Origin of the sequence: Pseudomonas sp. SG-MS2 (assembly GCF_009933855.1) — a bacterium.
Taxonomy (GTDB): Bacteria; Pseudomonadota; Gammaproteobacteria; order Pseudomonadales; family Pseudomonadaceae; genus Aquipseudomonas; species Aquipseudomonas putida_E.
Genome location: NZ_MOMO01000174.1, coordinates 18,748 through 41,997, shown reverse-complemented (window position 1 = coordinate 41,997; position 23,250 = coordinate 18,748). Strand labels below are relative to the sequence as shown.

Genomic DNA, 23,250 nt, shown 5'->3' with positions numbered 1-23,250 from the left:
GCCCCGGCACGCTCAATCGCGGACCTGGTCCTTGACCCAGTCCAGCATCCCCCCCGGCACGATCAGCTCGTGCCGCGCCCGCGAACATGCGGTGTACAGCCCCGCCAGCATCCGTGCCCGCTCGTTGCGATTGCCGGCCGTTACCGGCGCAACCATCAGCTCCGGCGAGACCATCACCCGGGCGAACTCCATGTTCTTCACATCGCGTACGCGGCCAAGGAACAGCTTGGGCGCCTTGTCCCAGCGGTAGCGGCTCTTGGCCTTGGCAAAGTGCTCCGGGGTGTAGCCCTTGCGCAGCATGTTGGCCACGGCAACGAACGCCTTGTCGTCCCCCTTGTCTTGCTCAAGGGCCTGCCAGCTTGGGTATCGGAACAGCATCGGGTGACGCGGCCGCGTGCCATAGCGGTACAACTCGATGCAATCCTCGACGAACAGCTCGAAATCCTTGCGTGCGCTTTGCAGCAGCACGAACGGCACACCCTGGTGGGTCAGGCGCTGGAACCATCCGAACAACCCCCACTCGTCATCGACGATCAACGCGGTGGGCTGCTCGGGTACCGTCACAGCATCGAAGAAACTGACCCGCGTGTAATGCTCGGCACTGCCGCTGAAGGCTGCCTGGATGGCCGCTGGGTGGGCCTGGATCAACGGGTTGAGTACGCTGTCCATGGCAGGCCCTGCGCGTAATGAATGGTCGATGTAACGCTGGCGGATGAAGCCGCCATGGTGCGGGCTTAAGCCATTGAGGTTCTGCAGCTCATCGCCCAGGGCAATGACTGATTGCGGGCTGCGATCCAGCACGGCGACCATGGGTGCGGACAACTCATGGGCTTCATCGACGATCACATGGGTATAGCGGCTGTCGATCAGTTCGGCCGTCAGTGACAACAGTTTGACCCGATGGTAATCGCGCACCGGCAACTGGATCTCGCGCGACGATGGGCGGATCAGTTCCTGCCAGTACAACCTGGCCTTTTCCAGCAGCACTTCCTGATCCAGCGGCGAGGTCCCCGGGCCGGCCCAGGGCAAGTGATGCAGCTGCAACTGGTTGTCGCCGCTGCGGCAGAAGCTGCGCACGGCCTTGATGCACAGGGCGACCACGTCCCGGGCGGCCAAGGGGCCGATATCGGGGATGGCCAGCCATTTCACCACCTGCGCCTCCTGCGGGCGCCATGACAACTTGGTCCGGTACGGGTCGCGCAGGCGCCAACTGTTACTGGTGAGGTCGCGGTTGAGAATCTCGTCGGCCAGTTGGCCAAAGGTCATCGCGGTGTACGCCTCAGCATCCTTGACCCGTGCCCGCAGTGCCCTGAGCTGGCCTTCGGTGAGGGCCAGCAGCAAGGTGCGTTGCGGGTCGAGCAGGCGCGCGAACTGGTGGATCAGGAAGGTTTTGCCGGTACCGGCGAACCCCTGCACCGCCACCGACTCGTCCACCCCGGACAAGAACTCGCGCAGCAGACGGTTCTGCTGGTCGCTGAGCATGAGGTCGCTGGCCAACGACGGCAGGTACACCGGGTGCAATGGCGTGACCCGCTGCCGGTAGCTGTCGGCAAACTGGAAGTTCCACTGGCCTTCGGCGTCCTGAAATTCTTCTGCCGGGTAGTCGACTTCGGGTGATACCAGCGCGACGCCGTTCTCACCCAGCATGCCGAGCCCCATGGCAAACGCCTCGCGGTCGAAATGCTGCGCTACCTGGCCCTGAAAACGGCCAGGCGCCGCCGTTTCGACCTCATTGGCGATGCGCACGATTTCGGCGAAGCGGCGTTCCTGTGCGTCAGCCGAAACGCTGGCGGGCTGGCGCGGCAGGTTCTGCACGAACAGCACGGCGGCCGCCTGCAGCACGCTGGCGCTGGGAAAAAAGTCGGGGGCTTGGGGGGCGCTGGCGAGGCGCTCGGCCTGGTCGCTGGGCAAAGGCAGGTAGAACATCGGGACCTCGGGTGAACACTGCCGGGCACGATAGCAACTTTCCCGACGCAATGCTGGGTTTAACCGCGAACCGGCCGGCCCCGCTTGAGCGTCTCGCTGGGCAGTTCCCGGAACAACTGCCGATAGCTTTCGGAAAAGCGCCCCAAATGCCAGAACGACCAGCGCATGGCCACTTCGGCAACCGTCACCTCGCCGCCGCGCAACAGGTCGCGCCGCGCCCCATTGAGCCGGCGAAGCCGCAGCCAATGGGCCGGCGGCATGCCGGTAAACGCCTTGAATGCCTGCTGCAGCTGGCGCAGGGAAACGCCGGCAACGTCTGCCAACTCCAGCAGGTTAAGGGTTTCTTCGGGGCAGTCGGCAGCCCACTCACTGACCCGCTGCATGATCGCCCGCTCCTCTCCCCGCCGCCCCAGCGCTCCGCCCTGCAGCTGCTGGCAGGCGTTGTCCAGGATGAACAGGCAGTCTTCCAGCAACTGTTCGGCCAACGCTTGCCCCGCAAGTGGGCAATCGGCTTGTCCCAATCGCGTCAGGGTAGCGCTGAGCCAGCTGCCGAACAGCGCATTCTGGCCGCTGCCCAGCGGCACCATGAACAAGCCGTCAAGGCGCTGCGGGTCGAGGGCGTGGCTGGCCAGGAAGGCCTGGTCGAACACCACCGCCACCTCCTGGTAGTTCTCCGGTGTGATCCAGATATTGCGGCTCTGTTCGTTGAGCAGGTACAGGCTGTTTTCGCTGCGGTCGAAGCAAAATGCCAACGCGCCGCTAGGGGCACGGAAAAACTGCTCGACCCGCGTGTTCAGGCGCTCTTCGTACACCTGCACGCCATCCAGGCCCAGGCAACGCAGCTGGCCGCTGAAGTGGCCGGGCGACATCTGCCGGTACTGCTGCTGCCAACCGGGGGTGGCGCGCACCTGTTCGGTCACATCGGTGGTGTGGAAGGCCTGGACCTGCAAGGCATTGGGCGTTGTCACGCTGCGTCCTAATTGCACTCTTTTGGTGCATTCATTGCCGAAGAAAGTGGATAGATTGCCCCTGGGGGCTGCGCCCAAGATAGCCCTCAGCACGGCATGTGGGAAGGCTCCTGCACACCAGTGCCACAAAAACCCAACCAAGAGGTCTGTATGAACGCCCCCTTCGATCAGCTTTCCACCTGGCTGAAAGAACACCGGATCACCGAAGTCGAATGCGTGATCAGCGACCTGACCGGCATCGCCCGCGGCAAGATCGCACCGACCGCCAAGTTCCTCCATGAGCGTGGCATGCGCCTGCCCGAGAGCGTGCTGCTGCAGACCGTCACCGGCGACTACGTCGACGATGACATCTACTACAGCCTGCTCGATGCCGCTGACATCGACATGGTCTGCCGCCCCGACCCGACTGCGGTGTATCAGATCCCCTGGGCCATCGAACCGACCGCCATCGTGATCCACGACACCTTCGACAAACAGGGTAACCCCATCGAACTGTCGCCGCGCAACGTGCTGAAGAAGGTGCTCAAGCTCTATGCCGACAAGGGCTGGCGGCCGATCGTCGCTCCGGAGATGGAGTTCTACCTGACCAAGCGTTGCGAAGACCCGGACTTGCCACTGCAAGTGCCACTGGGCCGCTCCGGCCGCGCCGAAAGCGGGCGCCAGTCGTTTTCCATCGATGCCGCCAACGAATTCGACCCCTTGTTCGAAGACGTCTATGACTGGTGCGAACTGCAAGGCCTGGACCTCGACACGCTGATCCACGAAGACGGCCCGGCGCAGATGGAGATCAATTTCCGCCATGGCGATGCGCTGGACCTGGCCGACCAGATCACCGTGTTCAAGCGCACGATGCGTGAGGCGGCGCTCAAGCACAACGTGACGGCCACCTTCATGGCCAAGCCGATCACCGATGAACCGGGCAGTGCCATGCACCTGCACCAGAGCGTGGTCGACATCGCCAGCGGCAAGCCGGTGTTCGCCAACGACGATGGCAGCATGAGCGCGCTGTTCCTGCACCACATCGGCGGCCTGCAGAAGTACATCCCCAAGCTGTTGCCGATGTTTGCCCCGAACGTCAACTCCTTCCGCCGCTTCCTGCCGGACACCTCGGCGCCGGTCAACGTCGAATGGGGCGAGGAAAACCGCACCGCCGGCCTGCGCGTGCCGACCTCGAGCCCCGACGCCATGCGCGTGGAAAACCGCCTGCCGGGTGCTGACGCCAACCCCTACCTGGCGATCGCCGCGAGCCTGCTGTGCGGCTACCTGGGCATGGTCGAGAAGGTCGAACCCAGTGCGCCGGTACAAGGCCGCGCCTACGAGCGGCGCAACCTGCGCCTGCCGATCACCATCGAGGACGCGCTGCAGCACATGGAGGACTGCCAGACCGTACAGCGTTACCTGGGCAAGCAGTTCGTCCAGGGCTACGTGGCGGTCAAACGTGCCGAGCATGAAAACTTCAAGCGTGTGATCAGTTCGTGGGAGCGTGAATTCCTGCTGCTCAGCGTCTGATCTGCGGGGGCTGCCGTGCAGCCCCTCACACCCAACCCAAAGAACAAGACCAACGAGGTGTCGACATGCGTCATCTGCAAGCCCTGATTCCTGCAGCATTCACCCTGCTGTTCGGTGCAGCCGCCCAGGCTCAGCCCACGGTCAGCGTGTACAACTGGACCGACTACATTGGCGATACCACCCTGGCCGACTTCCAGGCCAGCAGCGGGATCAAGGTGGTCTATGACGTGTTCGATTCCAACGAAACCCTGGAGGGCAAGCTGCTTGCCGGGCGCACCGGCTACGATGTGGTCGTGCCGTCCAACCACTTCCTCGCCCGCCAGGCGCAGGCCGGTGCCTTCCTTCCACTGGACCGCAGCAAGCTGCCGAACTGGAAGCACCTGGACCCGAAACTGCTCAAGCAACTTGAGCAGAACGACCCCGGCAACCAGTACGCGGTGCCCTACCTGTGGGGCACCAACGGCATTGGCTACAACGTCGAGAAGGTCAAAGCTGCACTGGGCATCGAGCGTATCGACTCCTGGGCGGTGCTGTTCGAGCCAGAGAACCTGAAGAAACTCAAGCAGTGCGGGGTGGCCTTCATGGACTCGCCCGACGAATTGTTCCCGGCCATGCTCAATTACCTGGGCATGGACCCGCGCAGCGAAAAGCCGGCTGACTACGCCAAGGCCGAAGCGCACCTGCTTGAACTGCGCCCCTATATCACCTACTTCCACTCGTCCAAATACGTTTCGGACCTGGCCAATGGCGACATCTGTATTGCCTTCGGCTACTCCGGCGATGTGTTCCAGGCCGCCAACCGCGCTGTCGAGGCGAAAAACGGCGTGAAGATCGCCTACAGCATCCCCAAGGAAGGCAGCAACCTGTGGTTCGACCTGCTGGCCATTCCCAAGGACGCCAGCAACCCCGAGCAGGCGCTGGCCTTCATCAACTACCTGCTCGAACCACAGGTGATCGCCAAGGTCAGTGCCACCGTCGGCTATGCCAATGCCAACCCCGACGCCAAGGCCTACATGGATGAGTCGCTGGTCAACAACCCCGAGATCTACCCACCCCAGGAGGTGCTGGACAAGCTGTACATTTCCAGCACGCCGAGCCCGAAGATCATGCGGGTCATGACCCGCTCCTGGAGCAAGATCAAGTCCAACCGCTGAGCCGAGAGCGCGCCATGCCATTCGACACCCAACACACTGCGTCGTACTACGCCGCTACCGCGCGTGATACCGCGCCCTACCCCAGCCTGGACGGCGAACTGACCGCTGATGTGTGCGTGGTCGGCGGTGGCCTGACCGGGGTCAATACGGCGCTGGAACTGGCCGAGCGTGGCCTGTCGGTGATCCTGCTCGAAGGCCGGCGCGTCGGCTGGGGCGCCAGCGGGCGCAACGGAGGCCAGTTGATCCGCGGCATCGGCCATGACGTCAGCGGTTTTGCGCGCTATGTCGGCCAGGACGGCGTGCGCTACCTGAAACAGGCCGGCATCGACTCGGTGGCCCTGGTGGCCAGGCGTATTGAGCAGTACGGCATTGCCTGCGACCTGCGCTGGGGCTTCTGCGAACTGGCCAATACACCTGCCCAGTTCGCGGCGTTCAAGGACGAGCAGCGCGAGCTGGCGGAGCTTGGCTATGGCCATGAAACGCGCCTGGTCGGCCCTGAGCGACTGCATGAGATCGTTGCCAGCGACCAGTACGCCGGCGGGCTGGTGGACATGGGGTCGGGCCATCTGCACCCGCTCGACCTGGTCCAGGGTGAAGCGCGCGCGGCCCATGGCCTGGGGGTACGCATTTTCGAGCAGAGCCCGGTGCTGCGCATCGAGCATGGCACCACGGTCACCCTGCACACCGCTCGGGGCAAGGTCAGGGCACAAAGCCTGGTGCTCGGTTGCAACGCCCACCTGGACGAACTGGAGCCACGCCTGAGCGGTAAAGTGCTGCCTGCCGGCAGCTACGTGGTGGCCACCGAGCCACTGCCCGAGGCTGTGGCCAAGGCGCTTATCCCGCAGAACATGGCGATGTGCGACCAGAAGGTCGGCCTGGATTACTACCGCCTCACCGCAGATCGTCGGCTGTTGTTCGGCGGGGCCTGCCATTATTCAGGGCGCGACCCGAAGGACATCGCCGCCTACATGCGGCCCAAGGTGCTCAAGGTGTTCCCGCAACTGGCCGACGTGCGCATCGATTACCAATGGGGCGGGATGATCGGCATCACCGCCAACCGCTTCCCTCAGGTCGGGCGGCTGAGCCAGTACCCGAATGTCTACTACGCCCAGGGCTACTCTGGGCATGGCCTGAATGTGACGCACTGGACGGCCAGACTGCTGGCTGAAGGGATCGCTGCCGGGCACAGCCAGGGGCTGGATGTCTTCAGCGCCGTACCCCACCTTACCTTCCCGGGCGGCAAGGCGTTGCGCTCGCCGCTGCTGGCGTTGGGGATGCTGTGGTATCGGGTGCGCGAGGTGCTGGGTTGACTCAGCACTCGACGAACGCCACCGCCAAACCACCACGCGAGGTTTCCTTGTAATTGGCATGCATGTCGGCACCGGTATCGCGCATGGTGCGGATTACCCGATCAAGCGAGATGAAGTGCTCGCCATCACCGCGCAGGGCCATCTGCACGGCATTGATCGCCTTGACCGCGGCAATCGCATTGCGCTCGATGCACGGCACCTGGACCAGGCCTGCGACCGGGTCACAGGTCAAGCCCAGGTTGTGTTCCAGGGCAATTTCGGCAGCATTTTCCAACTGCGGCGGTGTAGCGCCCAGCACTTGGGCGAGGCCTGCCGCGGCCATCGAGCACGCCGACCCCACCTCGCCCTGGCAACCCACCTCGGCACCGGAGATCGATGCATTCTTCTTGCACAGGATGCCGACAGCGGCAGCGGCCAGCAGGAACGCCACCACATCGTCGTCACAGGTAGCGGGGTTGAATTTCATGTAGTAGTGCAACACCGCGGGGATGATGCCCGCCGCGCCGTTGGTCGGCGCTGTGACCATGCGCCCGCCAGCGGCGTTCTCTTCATTGACCGCCAGGGCGAACAGGTTCACCCACTCCATGGCACTCAGGGTCGAGCCGATCACATTGGGTTTGCCCAGTTCCTGCAGGCTGCGATGCAGGCGTGCAGCGCGGCGCTTGACGCCAAGCCCGCCAGGCAGGATGCCCTCATTGCGCAGGCCGTTGTCGACGCATTCACGCATCGCCGCCCATATCCGCAGCAGCCCTTCGCGCACCTCGGCTTCAGGGCGCCACGCGCATTCGTTGGCCAGCATCAGCTGGGCAACGCTCAACTGGTGGGCCTTGCACAGCGCCAGCAACTGGGCGGCACTGGAGAATTCGTAGGGCAGCGGGACTGCAGCCGCCTGGTTCTGGGGCGCGTCGATTTCACCCTGTTCGACAATGAAGCCGCCACCAACGGAGTAGTAGGTCTGGCTGAGCAGGCTGCCCTGCTCGTCCATTGCCTCCAGGGTCATGGCATTGGGGTGGTACGCCAGGTTTTCCTCCAGCAGCAGCATGTCGCGTGCATAGATGAAAGTCAGCGGGTGGCTGGCGTCGAGCATCAGGCATTGCTCCTGCATCACCTGGCCAATGCGTGACTCGATGGTGGCCGGGTCGATCCGGTCCGGCCACTGCCCCATCAGGCCGAGCAGGCAGGCGCGGTCAGTGGCATGGCCCACACCCGTGGCGGAAAGCGAACCATAAAGCCGTACTTCGATACGCCTTACCTGGCCCAGCAAGCCCTGGGTGCGCAATGCCTGGGCAAAGGTGGCGGCTGCCCGCATGGGGCCGACGGTGTGGGAACTGGATGGGCCGATGCCGATTTTGAAAAGGTCGAAAACACTGATAGCCATGCTAATGCCTGACCGCGCCGGCCTGTATCACCGTTACGCGGCTGTCTGGATAAATTGAACGCTATTGCGGATTTGCGCGATACTGCCGCGCTCACCTGTTGATGACCAACGAAACTTTCTAAGCAAGGCTTTAGCAGAACTAAACGATGCGACGACAAATGAACGGCCAGATGTTCGTCTGGCTGCATGTTTTTTCCTGTGCGGCACGGCATCTCTCTTTCACCCGCTGCGCGGAGGAACTGCACATCACCCCCGGTGCGGTCAGCCAGCAGATGCGCCAGCTGGAGGAGCGCCTTGGTTACCGCCTGTTCCTGCGCCGGGCGCGGGGGGTAGAGCTGAGCGCCGAGGGGCAGCGCCTGGCGCAGACCGTGGCCGAGGCCTACGGCAGTATCGAAGCCGAACTGCTGCGCCTGGACGCCGGCGAGATCCGCGGCACCTTGCGCGTACGCTCGATTCCCTCGTTCCTGGCCAAGTGGCTGACACCGCGCCTGCCGCGCTTCCAGCAGCGGTATCCGGATATCGAATTGCGCCTGGTGGCCGAAGACAGTGCGCAGGCGTTGAACCCGGGCGACTTCGACCTGGCCATTGACCTGAATGATGGCAGCTACCCGGGCATGCTCTCGACCCCGCTGCTGGACGAACAGATCTTCCCCGTCTGCTCGCCAGCCCTGCTGCGCGGCCGCCCGCCACTGCACGGGCCTGCGGACCTTGCCCACTATCCACTGCTGCACGACATCACTGCCTGGCGCGGCAGTTCGGACTTTGCCGAATGGGAGTTCTACCTGGAGGGCATTGGTGCGCCACGGCTGGATGTGCGCCGGGGGCATACCTTCAACCGCAATCACCTGACGATAGAAGCGGCGATTGCCGGGATCGGCGTGGCCATAGCCCGTCGCACCTTACTCAATGATGAACTGGAACGGGGTGCGCTGATCGTGCCCTTCGGTGTGCCGATCGCCAACCACAAGCGCTATGTAGTGCATTACCCGCCAGGCGGGCTGAACCAGCCGGGCGCTCGTGCGGTACACGACTGGCTGGTGGAAGAGGCCAAAAGCTTCCTCCTGCAGCACCCTGTTCAAGCCCGTACCGCGTCCACCCGCACACCCGCGTAGTCATTCGACTGCAACGCGTTTCACATCGAAATCAAACGAGGGAACGTACTCACCGGCCAGCAAATGTGGGCATTTGGACGAGACAAAGTTGTCGCTCAACAGGTCTTGGGCGCTGTCATAACCCGGCATGGAAATGCCAGTGATGTTCAACAACGTATGCGGGAGAGAAGAAATACTGACGGTCTGCCCTTCCCGCTGCTTGAGCTTTTGCAGCGTTTGCGCCTGCCGCTGCAGCAGGCTGCCTGAAGCCCAGAAAAACGCCGCGACCGATAGGTCATACTCATTGCCCATACCGTGCCCTAGCAGGCCGCGGCTGTCATCCAGCAAATTCTCGCCATGGTCTGACGAATAGACCAACAGCGCCTTGCGCTGGCTGCTTTTGAGTTGATCGATGATCTTTCCCAACAGCCAGTCGGTGTACAAGATGGAGTTATCGTAATCTGCGGTGATCCGGTCCTTCGCGCTGTCGGTCGCAGGCTTGAATGTGCCGAACTCGCGTGGGTAGCGGCGGGCGTAATCGAAATGGCTGCCCTTGATATGAATAAAGATCGCCTGTTTTTGCGTGCCGCCTTGCTCGACGATGTTTTCGTAGGCCGACATCAATGCACCGTCGTAGCTGCGCTCAAAGTACTGCCGGCTCTGGGCCTCGGCAGCAATTTGCGGAATGATCCCGCCAAAACTGTCGACTTCCTGGGAAGACAGCCAGTACGTCTTGTAGCCGGCGGCGCGGTAGATGCCAACCAGCGATTTGGTCGAGGCGATCAGGTCCCAGTGCTCGATCGGCTCCAGGCTGAGCATCGAGGGCACCGCGACCGACGTATGCGGCGCCGTGGTGCACATGCTGTTGAACTTGAACACCCCCGACTCTTTGTCAAGGTTCGGCGTGGTGGAATGGTGGTAACCATACAGCGACCAGTTGTGTGGCCGTGAAGACTCGCCGATGACGAACACGAGGGTCTCCACGTCAGCGGCGTCCGATACTGCTGTTATTTTTACCTCGGACTCCAGGCGCTGTTTGATATAGCGCTTCGACTCGGCATACAACGTTACAGTCAAGCCGATTTGCGACAAATAACCCACAGGGGTACTTTGGTCCTTCGCTGCCAAGTCCAGGACTGCACTCTTACCCAGCGAGTTGAGCTTTACGGTTTTATAAAAATAGGCGCCATACCCCAACACCAAGGCACTTATCGTCAAACCGAAAATCGCCTTGTTCTTGTAAAACGTGCGCCCGTGCAACCCTGCCAGCCCAACGCCATAGCACAGCACGAATATCAGCAGCACCGCGCTGATCGAATGCCAGTAGGTACTAAGGAAATCAGTAGCCTCTTTGTAATTGGTCAGCCCGATAAAAAGATAGGCCGCCGTCAAGCGTGAACCGAAGTTCAGCACCAGAAACAGGTCCACGCTGGCCGCCAGATAAAATGGCAACAACAGAAGATGAACCTTGAATTGATTGGCTGAAACGAAACGCGTGGCCAGCAGCCATAACATTGAAATGGCAAACGTATAGATAACCAGCAAATCTGTTTTCGAGCAATTGCACTCGGCCAGTAGCCTTACGAACAACGGCGACAGCAGAAACGACCATAACAGCAGAACCGGCCACTCTGCCTTCACTACCCTCGAGGCAACACCGCCCAGCCGAGACATGGTTTTCATTGATCACTGACCCTCTGGATGGCGCGCGGTCGAGTACCGGCCTTCAATAAGCCTGCTTGCCGGTAAAGGCATTGAGCGTTCGTACCAGAATCACGAAGTCGAGCCAGAGCGACCAGTTGTTGATGTACTCGATGTCCGAGTTCACCCGCTGGATCATCTGTTCGATGTCCTTGGTTTCGCCCCGGTAGCCACGTACTTGCGCCAAACCTGTCATGCCGGGCTTGATGTTGTGGCGGGCGAAATAATCGACGATGTCCTGGGAGTACAGTGTGTCGTGTTGCAACGCATGCGGGCGTGGGCCCACCAGCGACATCTCGCCGGTTAGCACATTGAAAAGCTGCGGCAATTCATCCAGGCTGGTGCGTCGGATGAAGGCACCGACCCGGGTCAGCCTGGGGTCATTCTTTTGCGCCTGCTGGACCACGCCACTGTCGGGTTGGTGAACGCGCATGCTGCGAAACTTCCAGATGCGAAAAGACTCCCCCGTCCACCCGGTACGTTCCTGGCGGAAGAACACCGGCCCGGGGCTGTCGAACTTGATGACGGCGGCGACCACCAGCAGTACCGGCGACGCACACAGCAGAATGAACGCGGCCAGCACGCGGTCTTCCAGGTTCTTCAGGAACAGGCTCATGCCCGTGAGCGGGGTTTCAGACAACGTCAGTACCGGGATGCCGGCAATTTCACGGACGCTGTGGTTGATCAGGCGCAGCGAGAAAATGTCGGGCACCCAGTTGACCGCAATGCACTTGTCCAAAAGTTTCAGGTAGACATCGTTGATCAGCTCAGAGCCGCCGAGCGGCGTCACCAGGTACACCGTTCGGATAGCCTGCTTGGCGATGATCTCGTCCAGGTCAGCAATACGGCCCAGTACAGGCAAGCGCAATTTTGCATCGGCAGTGCCCTGCCCATCGAGCTGTTCATCGATCAGCACACAACCCACCACCCGCTCTCCGAACCAGGGGTTATTGCTTATTTTCTGGTAGAGGAAGTTGGCCAGGTCACCCCCACCGATAATCAATGCGTTGTCCTGGCGAGCATGGGCAGTAAAACGCTTTTGCAGTTCGCGCACCACAATATGCAACAGCAACTGCACAGCGTAACCAAATATAAACAACTGCCCCACCAACAGCCGCGAATACGTTTCGCTTTGTTTGGTAAGAAAAGCGATAACCACCAGAAAACAAAACGTCGCAGACCACGCCTTGAACAGCCTGAAAGCTTTGACGGAAAGGCCAACGTTACTTCGATAAATGGCATAGTGGTCATAAATGACGGCCAGCGCACCGATCAGCAACAGCAGCATGATGACGTAGTCTGAAGTAATATAACCAAACTGATCGTAAATCAGATACCACGCGACACTGGTGACCGCTATGCCATCGAGGCCGGCTTGAATGGCGTTACTCACGCTACTTCTTCGCTGGAGCAAGGAACGGCTGCTTCTAGGCTCGAATACCATTATGAGGCCTCTTTTTATGTGCGTGACCCACGCGTCGCCATTACACCCGTGCGATAAAACCAACCTTAGGTTCAATACCAAATCATTAAAAAGCTGCCACGCCACCCCACGCCGCTTGATATCACTGTAGCAGTACCCGGCAGCCCGTGCGGGGCTGAATCCTCCTCGCTCAGGGTTCTGGCAGGGTCGCTTTGCTGCACAGCAGCGCCCGCAGCAGGAACAGTGGGTTGCCGACCACATAGCGCACGAACAGACGCCTGGGTTCCCTGCTCAGCCTGTACACCCATTCGCCGCCCAACCGGCGTAACCAGTCCGGGGCCCGGGTGACCTTGCCGCCCATGAAGTCCAGGATCGCTCCGCCGCAGACGATCAGGCAGGGCCTGCCCAATTCAGCCAGGCGGGCCGCGACGTTCTCCTGCTTGGGCATGCCCATGCCCAGCACGATCAGCTCCGGCTGCTGCTGCCGCGCCAGATCAATGTAGGTGTCGATACTGGCGAAACCGTCATGCAGCGACACGACATTAACCCCGTAAAGCGCTTCGCCCTGTTCGGCTGCCTGGCTCAGATACGGCTCCTGGGTGCCCCAGAACGCTACCCGCCTGCCGTTGTAAGCTGCGAGCAGTTCGGGAATGAAGTCGGTGCCGTTCATGTTCAGCCCGGGCGCCAGCCCCAAGCGCCGATACAGTATCGCGATGCCGGAGCCGTCGCGCAGCAGCACGTCCGCTGCCGCCAGCGCTGTGCAATAGTCGGGGTTGGCAGCCACCAGGTTCATGGCATGGGCATTGACGAAGCCGAGCACCGTTGCCGTTCGCGGAGCGCTCAGTGCCTGCAGCACCTTCTGCTCATCTGCCGCGTCATCGACCACGCGCAGCTTGCCGATGATTGTCTTCCAGCGTTGCAACCAGGGCCATGCGTCCATTCAGTTGTCATCCCGTTTCGAGCGCACCCATTCAACCTGGCGCTTGAGCAGAAAACCGAGGTACAGGGGAATCTTCTTCGCCGCGTAGAACGGGGCATACAGCAATACGGAAAACGGGATCACCTCACGCGAGAAGCGCCACCAGGCCAACAATACCGCGGCCACCAACAGCACAAGGTTGACGGTGGCAAGCACTGCCGGCAGTAAAATGCCGAAGAACAGAAATGCCAGCCATGCCACGCTGAAGACCACCATCATGGCCAATGCCAGCAACGCCAGCGGCGGTACCAGCAGGTCCACGGCCATGGCCAGCAAAGGCCAGTTACCCTGCGCCAGCGAGCGGCGAATCAAACCGGGGCCCTCCGTCAGCAGCAGCCCCAGATGGCCATGTTCCCAGCGGGTGCGCTGGCTGGTGAGGCCTTCCTGGCTGGTCGGGAACTGGCTGGTGACCGTAGCAGCCGGGCAGAACAGCGGCGGTTTACCATCGCGGCACAGCTCCAGGCCCAGCTTGATGTCTTCGACCAGGTGGCCGGTCGCCAGGTTGGCCGCGGTCACATCCTGCCAGCTGAACGCCATGCCCGCCCCCATCAACTGGCACGGCAAGCCTGCCCGAGCCCATCCACGCGGGCGCACGAGATTCTTCACGCGCCAGGCGAATTCGGCGACCTGCACTTTCAGCCCGGCGCCTGCAGGCGCATGCATCAGGTACAGGGACTGCACAGGCCGGCCGGCCTCGATGCAACAGTGTGCCAAGCGCTCGACGGCACCGGCACTGACCTGGCAATCGGCGTCGATGATCAGCACCACGTGCGGCGGGTTGTGCGCCAGATGCCGTACACCGTAGTCCAGCGCATAGCCCTTGCCCCGCAGGTGCGCGTCCTGGCGCTCGATCACCTGCGCACCGGCAGCACGCGCCAGTGCGGCGGTATCGTCGGTGCAGTTGTCCGCCACCACCAGCAACTGGTCGCCCTCGCGCAATTGCGCGCCGATGGCCGCAAGTGCCGACTCGATGACCAGCGCCTCGTTATGCGCCGGTACCAACACCGCCACCCGTGGGCGTGCGCCCTTGGGCTGTGGCACCGGCCGCGCCGGCAGGCAGGCCAACAGCACCTGGACCAACAGCACCAGTACCGGCAGAAGCACAAGCAGTGCCACGATGCCCAGCAGCCAACTCAGTAAAGTAATCATGCAATTGCCTTGAAATAGCGAACCAGCCTGGCCGCTTCGGTATCGATATCGTGGCGCTGGAGCACGCGCTCGTAAGCCGCTTGCCCCATCCGCTGCAGGGCTTCGGCAGGCTGCGCCAGGCAATCGGCCATGGCCGCGGCCAAGTCCTGCACTTCGCCTGCCGGGAACAACCAACCGTTTTCCCCTTGCCGAACCAGCTCGGGTATGCCGGCCACATAGGTAGTCAATACCGGCCGACGCAGGGCCATGGCCTCCATGATGACCACCGGCAACCCTTCGGCGAAACTCGGCAGCACCAGTGCGCGGGCGGCCAGGATTTCTTCACGTACCTGGGCGCTGCTGATCCAGCCAGTGACGCGCACCTGTGCCTGCAAGCCATGGCGGGCGATCAACGCGTCGATCTGCTCACGCATTTCACCATCGCCGGCCAGCACCAGTTCAAACGCTACGCCCTTGGCCAGCAGGATCCGGGCTGCTTCGAGCAGTAGCAGCTGGCCCTTCTGCTCGCACAGCCGCCCTACGCACACCAGCCGCGGCGTTGCCGGGGGCGCAATGGCCGAACCTTCATGGAAACTACGCTCCAGGCCGCAATGCACCACCTTCACCTTGACCCATTGCTCATGTGCCACCCAGCGAAACAACTGGCTGCGCCCGTAGGAGCTCACCGCAGCGACGAATGCTGCGCGGCGGACCTTCTCTTCCATGTGCAGGAATTGCGGCTTGTCAAACTCCTCGGGCCCATGCACGGTGAAACTGTAACGGGGGCCACCGAGCGCGTTGGCCAGCATGACCACTTCGGTGGAGTTGGTGCCAAAGTGCGCGTGCACGTGCTCAGCAGCAGCGCCTTGCAACCACTGCACGACACGGCAGGCTTCCGCCAGGTAGACCAGGTGATAGGGCCAGGGTCGGTCGGCGCGCACCCCCATGCGCAACGCCAGGCGCAATGCTGACATGAAACGCCGCGGCTCGGCGCGCGCTACCTGCAGCATCGGTTTGAGCAGGCCCTTGACGCCCCCTTGCAGCACGTAGCGGGTCTTGCCACGCTCGGCGATGTCTTCATCGTCCTGCAACTCGGCGTCCCAGCCCCGCAGGGCGATGCGTTGAACCTCCATGCCTTGACGTTCGAGCGCCAGAATTTCGCGACGAATGAAGCTGTGACTGACCTTGGGATACTGATTGATGAAATAAGCAATGCGCATACGCCCCCAAATCGAAATCCGTTTACTGATAGGGTCGGGCCGCTTCGGCGACGCCCTGACCTTTACCTCATGCTGCGGCTCACTGACTACAGGCTAGCTGAGGATGCAACGGCAGCTCTGTTTGCGCGGCGGTGCCGGGCAGTGCTGCTTCTATCTTGGCGAAAACGTCGTCCAGTAGCGCGTTGCGGCGTCGGTACATGGCCCGTTTCTTCGGCGCGATGTCCTCCAGGTTACGCCTGGCAGCCGCCAGGGGGATCGCAAAGAAGTCCTCACGCTCCGACGTTTCGGCACCGCTCTCCTGCCATATCACATCATAGTTGGCTGCCAGGTCCTGAGCCTTCTCAACCCCGAAATACGGGTGGCGGTGGTGCCGGCACTGATCGCCGACAGCATAGATGCGGGCGACCCCGGTTGTTCTGGCCAGGCACTTGAGGGCTTCTAGCAGAAAGCTTCTGGGGCGCAACCCTTCGAAATCCTTGGTCAGGTCGCGGTAGATGTTCAGCGAGGTTTCGCTGTCGATGCCTTTATGGATGCCCTGCACGGCACCAATGAACAGGCACAGCTCGCCCTCTGTGCGGCACAGCGTGAACGCCAGCGACGCCACACGCAGGTCAGCCTGGAACAGGTTGATCACCAACTCCCCTTCACGCTTGAACCAGATGGGCCGATCCAGCACCAGGGTGCACCCGTTGGAGTAGGCGGACAGGTCGCAGACAACCTGGCGCTCCTCGCGCTCCAACAGCAACAGTGCCGGGCAATGGCTGGCGACCACTTCATAGTGCGATGCCAGCACATCGAGCCGTTCACGGGCGTCCCAGCATTTGCTGATGTAGGGCCACTGCACCACCCCGATGCAGTCCACGCCCAGCCTGGCGAAGCGCTCGTTGCCCAGCGCACCTGACATGCGCTGCATGAACGTGCGCAAGTCCGGCCACTGCCTGACCATTGCTGTGGCCAGCTTGTACTTGTTGTTAAGCGCCCGCAGCGAATAGCCGGGTTGCAAGGTGAATACGCTTCTGGCTAACGATCCGAGCATCTTAGGCATCTCATTTGTACTCGATCAACGCCGGGTTACCGGCCATGAACCTGTTCAGCACAAACCTCATCTGGCCCAGCATCTCCGGGAATTTGCCCAGCACCAGAAATACCGCCTGTACTGCGTTTTCACGCGCCGACCTACCGCCACGGCGCGCCAGGCGCAGCATCTGAAGCGGGTAGACCAGCAGCAGCACCAGTGCCCACAGGCCCATCCAGATGCTTGCTAACGCGACCAGCAGTGGAATGCCCAAGCCCCAAACCCAGGCACGGCGCGACTCGCGCAGCCAATGCCGCTCCGGCGGTGCGCCATGCAGTGAGGCGCCCTCGGCATAGGCATAACCTGCGCGTACGCTGCGCCGCCACCACTGGCCGAAGCGCGTCATGGCGGCATCGTGCAGGGTCATCTCAGCAGCCAGGCGCCAGACCTTCCAGCCGGCCGCCCTCAGCCGCACGCACAGTTCGGGCTCTTCCCCGGCGATCAGTGCAGAGCGATAACCTGCGACGGCCACGAAGGCATCGACACGCATGAGCGCATCACCGCCACAGGCTTTGGTTTCCCCCAGCGGGGTATCCCACTCCAGGTCACACAGCCAGTTGTAGACAGAGTGCTGGGGAAAGCGCTCGCGGCGCCGCCCACACACCACCGCCACCTGCGGGTGGGTGTCGAGAAAGGCTTGCGCCGTGACGAGCCAGCCGGCATGCACTTCGCAATCGCCATCGACGAACTGCACATGGCGTACTGCAGGCAGGGCCTTTTGCAGGCAGGCAAAACCCTCATTGCGTGCACGCGCGGCGGTGAAAGGTATGGTCATGTCCAACGTCAGCACCTCGACGCCCAAGGCCGATGCCCGTTGCACGGAGCCGTCCGTGGAGCCTGAGTCCACGTACACCACCTTGTCCGCACGCCCCGCCAGCGACGCCAGGCAGCGTTCCAGGCGAAGGCCTTCGTTACGGCCGATAACCACCACTCCAATGCCTGTCACCTTGAGCCTCACTCGCAGCGCTTGAGGGAACCACCCCGGGTACGGTCAGCCATTGCCTGGCTCATGTGAACTCCATCGTTTCGCTGGGTTTTCGGGCCTTGATGGTCGCTGGCACGCCAACGGCCAGTGAATTGTCCGGCACATCGATCAACACTACAGCGTTGGAGCCGATCGCCACGTTGTTGCCGATGCGAATGTTGCCCAGCACCTTGGCCCCGGCGCCGATATCGACGTTGTTGCCAAAGACGGGAGCAATCGGTTCATTGACATTCTTCAGGCCGACCACCACACCATTGCGAATCCGACAGTCATCACCGAATCGCGCATAGCCGCTGATGACGATGCCGCCGAAATGGTCGATGACGAAGTTGCGACCGATCACCACTTCACACGGCAACTCGACGCCGGTGATGATCTGTACGAACTTGAACAGCACCTTGTAGACGAACGACAGCACTTTACGCAAAGGTGCCGGCCGCACGCCGTAGCGCCAGCGGCCAAAACGATAGACCAGCAGTACCCAGAAGCCCTGGGCACCCCAATCTCCACCGTGTGCACGCAAGTCCGCGCGTATGTTCTGGAACATGGCTTCACCTACCGTGTGGGTTGGCTGGCAAACTGGGTCTTGAGCAACAGTGACCAGGTGGCGCGCGTGTGCAGCCAACAGGCCTTGATCGCGCCCCAGCCTCGCCCCTTGAGCAATGCCTTGAGCGCCAGCACCAGGTCACCCAGGCTCACCAGCAGCATGTGCAGGATCAAGCCCGGCACGCCATGGTGCTTGCGAAAGTACAGCAGCTCGCTCTCGATCTGGTAGCTGGAGATCTGCCGGCTCGCAGCCTCCAGTTCGGCGACCGACTTGGAGCTTTCCCCGCCAATGTGCACCACGGTGGTGTGCGGGTAGAACACCACCTTCCAACCGGCCTCCTTCACTCGCTTGCAATGGTCGACTTCCTCGTAATAAAGAAAGTAGCGCGGATCGAACAGGCCCACCTGATCGAGCACCTCGCGGCGCACCAGGTAAAAGCAGCCCGGCAACCAGTCGCATTCACGCACCGAGGCATGGTCCCAGGCCATCTCGTCGACCATCTTCAGCCCGGGGAAAAAGCGCCCCAGGCCGGTACGCGCGACAAACACATTCAAGGGCGTGGGGAAGTAGCGGCAACTGGGTTGCAGGTCACCGTCGCGCCCCACCAGGCGCACGCCCAGAACGCCACAGTCCGGGTGCGCGTCCATGTAATCGACGGTTTTTTGCAGGCTGTCAGCAGCGACGAAGGCGTCGGTGTTGAGCAGCAGCGCGTACTTGCCCTGCAGGTGCGCCAGCAACTGGTTGTTGGCGCGGCCAAAGCCGACATTATGCGTGTTGCTCAGCAGCACAGCTTCCGGGCAGACCTCGGCCAGGCGCTGCACCGAATCATCGACGGATGCGTTGTCCACTACCAGATAGCTGGCCAGCCGTTCACTCCCGGCCTGGCGCAGCGCATCGAACATCGGCTGCAGCAACGATGCGGTATTGAAATTGACGACCATCACGTCGACGGGTTTGCTATCCATTGCTGCCGTCTCCGAAGAAATACTCGCTGCGTTGGCGTGCCAGCGCAGGTTCCACGGTCGGGTCGTAAGCGCCTTTGCGTTGCTTGACCGTCTCGATCCAGGGGTAGGCATTGCAGCGCGCCTCGACCCGGCTGATCAGTTCTTCAGTCGTACAGATGACTTTGGCCGGGTTGCCCCCGACCACCGTGCCGGGTGGAACATCCTTGGTGACGACAGCGCCTGCAGCGACCACAGCGTTCGGCCCTATGGTCACGCGCGGCATGACGATCGCACCATGCCCGACAAAACAGTTGTCCTTGATGTCAATGTAGCCGACCGAATCCAGGTGTTTGCCGTAACAGATCTCGATCAGCGCAACCACACCGTCGTGGCCGATCAAGGTGCAGTCCGACAGGCCCACATTGCTACCGATGCGTACCAGAGTGGGGTCGGTGACATTGCAGCCGCAATTGATATAGACATTGCTGCCCACCGAGTGGAATTTGCCCCACCGTGCCAGGTAGGTACCCCACTCCAAGGGCGTCGGGTTGCAGAATTTCTTGTAAGCCGAGCCTCCCCGTCCTGTTGAGTAGACATACTGCGTCATGGCATTGCGTATCCATCCAATCATTCTGCTACCCTCGCACGTCAAGCGGTCCTGGACTGTCCCTGAGGCGAACCGGTCTCGTTCTTCTTTATGCTGACCGTATCGCGCTCAACCCTTTCCCCACATTGCTCATCCCTTCGAACAACTGCCCCACTGGCCGCCTTCATCTTCGTATCGAGGTGGTCGGCCAATCTGAGTGCGAACTGCAACAGCGGCATCGTCGGGTTCGAGGCGCCACCTGTGGCAAAAATGCTGCTGCCCGCTATATAGAGGTTTTCACTGCCGAACACCTTGCAGTTGGCGTCGACCACGCCGAACTCGGGGGATGCCGCCATGCGTGTGGTGCCCATGTGATGGGCATGGGGCGACAGTTTCAGGGGCAACTCGGTGTCATAGACAAAATCGTTGAGCTTGACGAAGCCGAGCCCCGCCTGGGCGAACTGCTTGGCCAGTTCAGCGCCGATGCACTTGATGGTATGCCTGTCGGTGGCACTGAGTACCCAATTGACATTGACCTTGGCCACGCCCAGCTCATCTGTTTCGTCGAGCAGCGAAATGCGGCTTTGTGCATCCGGGAACTGTTCGATCATCGTGGTCATGACGCCATCGCCGGGGCAACTGAACTTGGCGACGAACTCGATCTTGCTGGCCAGCCCCATCTGACACGCCAGGGTTTCCAGAAAGTATTTGACCTCGGCCGTTCTGCCGTAGGTCTGCACATCGGAGAGCACCGTAGCGGAAACATTGCCCTTGCCGGCATGGTACTCAGCGACGAATGCATCGGTGGTGTAATACTGGCGCGGCTCGGTGCCCAAGCCATCTTTGAGTATGAAGGTACCCAAGTCGATGTTCAGGTGTTCCATCAGGCAACGCCCGGTCAGGCCCTCCTTTTTCACCACGCCAGCACCCACCAGCGAAGCGCTGTTGAGCAATTGCCTGGCATTCTCGATCGCCCCCATCGCCAGGACGAACTGATTGGCCGCGACACGCTCGCGATGCTGGTCGTAATCGGACACCACCGCTGCCTTCAATTGCCCTGAAGCCTGATCGAATTCGAGGTCGACACAGTTGCAGTTGATGAACACCTCCAGCCCGGGCGTCTCGTTGAGCGCCGATGCGTACTTTTGCGCGAACCGTGTTGGCGGGCTCAGCAGAAAACAGTCAGCATCGAATTCGCCACCGTTCAAGCCGGTGTTCACGGTTTTAAAGCCAGCCCCGTTCGGCAGGTCAACGATCGCCATGGCCGCCGGCAGGTAGCGCTCGATCTGCGCATAGTCGATCGGCCAGCCCGGCAGGCCGACAGGCGGCGCTACGGCAAAATCGGACGAAGTGAAGGGGCGACAACGGCCTGCCCAATGATTGGAGGTGCCGCCCAGGTAACGCAGGCGCGTCTGTTCGGCATACAGCTCAAGGCCGGTCGAGGTGCACGCGTAGAGCTCCTGCGAGCGCGGCTCATACTCACGCCCTCCCCCCTCGAGCAGCACCACACTCCACCCCGCCTGCGCCAGCTGCAGGGCCAGGGTGATGCCGGCCGGGCCGGCACCGATGATGCACACGTCGTAGGCTTCGCGCAGGGTTTTCTCAGCCTCGAAGTCCTTGATCATGCTCGACCGTCCTTGAAGTATTCCGAAGGCAAGACCCAGCCGTTGATCACAACGAACCCGCCCTTTTCCGCCGGTTTGCGCCCAGCGCCAGGGACGATACCGAAAACAGCTACGCCGACGCCCAGCAACACGCCATTGCGAAGAAAGCCGCGGCGACCCGATTGCCGATCAAGAAACTGTAGCTTCCCCATGATCACAAGACCTATGCCGTTGATTTTATCTAGCCCGGTATCGTTATGTGCAGCCTGCCGGGAAGGCTTCAGAGCCAGTCGAACAAACGCGTGATCAGGAAGCCACACAATGCGCCGACCGCAATCATCGGTAGCACCACAAGTTCACGCTTCATACTCCAGATATTCAGCTTGGAATTGACATAGACGATCAGTACCAGCGTCGGAAAGGTATGCAAAGCGGCCCCCCAGATGGCGTATTTCACTCCGCCAATGGCCAGCAACAACGGTATCAGTGCCCACAAAGAGACGAGCCGGATGATGTTGTCCATCGCCTGGTACTTGGTATGGCCCAAAGCGATCCACAACTGATGTGCCAAGGTATAGCGCAAGGTGAAGAACGACAGCGACAGGATAGCCAGCATCGGGCCTGCGTCGGCATAGCGCTCATCGTACATCCAGCCGATCAGCAGCGGGCTGGCCGTCAGGAAACCGCCACACAGGAACAGCATGACCAGATCGACCAGCAGCCTGAAGTGGAAGTAGAGTTTTTTCAGGCGCGCCTGGTCACCGGCCCTGGCCGCTTCGCTGAAGGCTGGAAGCGCCACTGACCCGACCAGTTTGAGCAAGCCGGTCTGGATCGACCCGAGAATCAGCACAGCAATGGAATACACCCCAAGCTGCGCCACCGTCATCGTGCCGCCGAACCAGATGCGGTCGCCATACATGGCCAATACCCCGACCATCGAAGACAGCAGTATCCAGCGACCGAACACGATCAGTTCGGTGAGCGCTGCACGGTCCCATTGCAGGCGGTTGTGCGGGCCATGCAAGGCGAAATGGCCCAGTAACGTGCCAACCAGCGCCGAGGCCAGGCCGGCTACCACCAGAGACCAGATGGACCGGGTGAAATAGCCGATCACCAGCATCGTGACCAGCCCGACGACCTGCGATGCGAGCTCTATCAGCACCACGCGCTTTTGCTGGAAGGCGCGTACCGCGACGTCTATCTTGGTGGACTGGAAACCCCAGATGATCGCTGAAATGCCGGTCACCGCCAGCACCAGCGGCAGCTCTGGCGCTGCATAAGTGGAATGCGCCGGCCACAGATCGGCCAGTTGCGCCCACCAGGCGCCGAGGGCAAGCAGCAGCGTCAGCGCGAACAGCACAAAGCCGCGCACGATCTGCACCGTCCAGGCGGTGTTGAGGAACAATGGGTCGTCGCCGCGATGGCTCTGGATGATGTTCTGCCGCAGGCCGACATCGGACAGCAGGTGCAGCAGCACAGAAACGGTGGTGGCAATGACCATCACCCCAAACATTTCCGGCAGCAGTATCCGCGCCATGATCAGGTTGCCGCCCAAGCGCAGCACCTGCGAGGCCACCAGCGAGACCAGGTTCCATGCGCCTGCGCCCATGGCACGCTTGCGCAGACTGGCAGGTGCTTGCACATCAATCGACGGCATGACTTGAATCTCTGACTGAATGGCTAGAAGTCACTATAGTTTCAATTAGCCATGATGCTAGTGCC

19 protein-coding genes and 1 pseudogene are annotated in these 23,250 nt (G+C 61.6%); 4 read left to right on the top strand and 16 right to left on the bottom strand.

Going from position 1 to position 23,250, the window contains the following annotated elements:
• Positions 1-12: 12 nt before the first annotated feature.
• Both BLX42_RS15065 and BLX42_RS15060 read right to left on the bottom strand, forming a co-directional pair.
• Complete coding sequence (locus tag BLX42_RS15065) at positions 13-1,926, bottom strand: AAA family ATPase (protein ID WP_161872083.1); 1,914 nt, start codon at positions 1,924-1,926, stop codon at positions 13-15.
• A gap of 59 nt (positions 1,927-1,985) precedes the next feature.
• On the bottom strand, positions 1,986-2,894 hold the full coding sequence (locus BLX42_RS15060) for a helix-turn-helix domain-containing protein (protein WP_046786008.1): 909 nt from the start codon (positions 2,892-2,894) through the stop codon (positions 1,986-1,988).
• Positions 2,895-3,044: 150 nt separating this feature from the next.
• Here BLX42_RS15060 and BLX42_RS15055 point away from each other — a divergent pair, with 150 nt between their 5' ends.
• The 3 genes from BLX42_RS15055 (at position 3,045) to BLX42_RS15045 (ending at position 6,867) form a co-directional block, all read left to right on the top strand.
• The gene (locus BLX42_RS15055) at positions 3,045-4,403 is read left to right on the top strand and encodes a glutamine synthetase family protein (RefSeq protein ID WP_046786007.1); all 1,359 of its coding nucleotides are present in this window, start codon (positions 3,045-3,047) and stop codon (positions 4,401-4,403) included.
• Between the two features lie 65 nt (positions 4,404-4,468).
• Positions 4,469-5,557 (top strand): polyamine ABC transporter substrate-binding protein, encoded by a 1,089-nt coding sequence (locus BLX42_RS15050; protein ID WP_046786006.1) that lies wholly within the window; start codon positions 4,469-4,471, stop codon positions 5,555-5,557.
• Positions 5,558-5,571: 14 nt separating this feature from the next.
• Positions 5,572-6,867 carry an FAD-binding oxidoreductase gene (locus BLX42_RS15045; RefSeq protein WP_119687148.1) on the top strand — a complete coding sequence of 432 codons (1,296 nt, stop codon included), beginning with the start codon at positions 5,572-5,574 and terminating at the stop codon, positions 6,865-6,867.
• 1 nt (position 6,868) lies between these two features.
• Here BLX42_RS15045 and BLX42_RS15040 read toward each other — a convergent pair whose 3' ends face one another.
• On the bottom strand, positions 6,869-8,245 hold the full coding sequence (locus BLX42_RS15040) for an L-serine ammonia-lyase (protein WP_115274625.1): 1,377 nt from the start codon (positions 8,243-8,245) through the stop codon (positions 6,869-6,871).
• A gap of 146 nt (positions 8,246-8,391) precedes the next feature.
• Between BLX42_RS15040 and BLX42_RS15035 the strand changes: the two genes are divergently transcribed.
• Complete coding sequence (locus tag BLX42_RS15035; protein WP_046786003.1) at positions 8,392-9,357, top strand: LysR substrate-binding domain-containing protein; 966 nt, start codon at positions 8,392-8,394, stop codon at positions 9,355-9,357.
• On the opposite strand, the gene BLX42_RS15030 is transcribed toward BLX42_RS15035, so the two are convergent.
• The 13 genes and pseudogenes from BLX42_RS15030 to BLX42_RS14970 all read right to left on the bottom strand — a co-directional run bounded on the left by BLX42_RS15030 (position 9,358) and on the right by BLX42_RS14970 (position 23,185).
• The gene (locus BLX42_RS15030) at positions 9,358-11,019 is read right to left on the bottom strand and encodes a phosphoethanolamine transferase (RefSeq protein ID WP_161872082.1); all 1,662 of its coding nucleotides are present in this window, start codon (positions 11,017-11,019) and stop codon (positions 9,358-9,360) included.
• A 43-nt stretch (positions 11,020-11,062) separates the two neighbouring features.
• Positions 11,063-12,481 carry an undecaprenyl-phosphate glucose phosphotransferase gene (locus BLX42_RS15025; RefSeq protein ID WP_046786001.1) on the bottom strand — a complete coding sequence of 473 codons (1,419 nt, stop codon included), beginning with the start codon at positions 12,479-12,481 and terminating at the stop codon, positions 11,063-11,065.
• 169 nt (positions 12,482-12,650) lie between these two features.
• Entirely contained in the window at positions 12,651-13,400 is a 750-nt protein-coding gene (locus BLX42_RS15020; RefSeq protein WP_046786000.1) for a WecB/TagA/CpsF family glycosyltransferase, read from the bottom strand.
• Complete coding sequence (locus tag BLX42_RS15015; RefSeq protein ID WP_046785999.1) at positions 13,401-14,588, bottom strand: glycosyltransferase family 2 protein; 1,188 nt, start codon at positions 14,586-14,588, stop codon at positions 13,401-13,403.
• Positions 14,585-15,787, bottom strand: a complete 1,203-nt coding sequence (locus tag BLX42_RS15010) for a glycosyltransferase (RefSeq protein ID WP_161872081.1) — start codon at positions 15,785-15,787, stop codon at positions 14,585-14,587. Before BLX42_RS15010 ends, BLX42_RS15015 begins: the two co-directional genes overlap by 4 nt.
• Before the next feature lie 79 nt (positions 15,788-15,866).
• Positions 15,867-16,823 (bottom strand): VirK/YbjX family protein, encoded by a 957-nt coding sequence (locus tag BLX42_RS15005; RefSeq protein ID WP_161872080.1) that lies wholly within the window; start codon positions 16,821-16,823, stop codon positions 15,867-15,869.
• A 10-nt stretch (positions 16,824-16,833) separates the two neighbouring features.
• A complete protein-coding gene (locus BLX42_RS15000) occupies positions 16,834-17,808 on the bottom strand; it encodes a glycosyltransferase family 2 protein (protein ID WP_161872079.1) in 975 nt (324 codons plus the stop codon).
• A gap of 61 nt (positions 17,809-17,869) precedes the next feature.
• Positions 17,870-18,394, bottom strand: coding sequence for a serine O-acetyltransferase (locus BLX42_RS14995; protein ID WP_161872078.1), 525 nt, complete (start codon positions 18,392-18,394; stop codon positions 17,870-17,872).
• 8 nt (positions 18,395-18,402) lie between these two features.
• Positions 18,403-19,359, bottom strand: coding sequence for a glycosyltransferase family 2 protein (locus tag BLX42_RS14990; protein WP_046785995.1), 957 nt, complete (start codon positions 19,357-19,359; stop codon positions 18,403-18,405).
• A complete protein-coding gene (locus BLX42_RS14985) occupies positions 19,352-19,969 on the bottom strand; it encodes an acyltransferase (protein ID WP_046785994.1) in 618 nt (205 codons plus the stop codon). The genes BLX42_RS14990 and BLX42_RS14985 overlap by 8 nt, the downstream gene beginning before the upstream one ends.
• 122 nt (positions 19,970-20,091) lie before the next feature.
• A pseudogene (locus tag BLX42_RS14980) lies at positions 20,092-21,549 on the bottom strand (FAD-dependent oxidoreductase); the annotation flags it as partial.
• On the bottom strand, positions 21,546-21,740 hold the full coding sequence (locus tag BLX42_RS14975; protein WP_046785993.1) for a hypothetical protein: 195 nt from the start codon (positions 21,738-21,740) through the stop codon (positions 21,546-21,548). The pseudogene BLX42_RS14980 and the gene BLX42_RS14975, both read right to left, overlap by 4 nt.
• A gap of 68 nt (positions 21,741-21,808) precedes the next feature.
• Positions 21,809-23,185, bottom strand: a complete 1,377-nt coding sequence (locus BLX42_RS14970) for an oligosaccharide flippase family protein (RefSeq protein WP_046785992.1) — start codon at positions 23,183-23,185, stop codon at positions 21,809-21,811.
• Positions 23,186-23,250 lie beyond the last annotated feature (65 nt).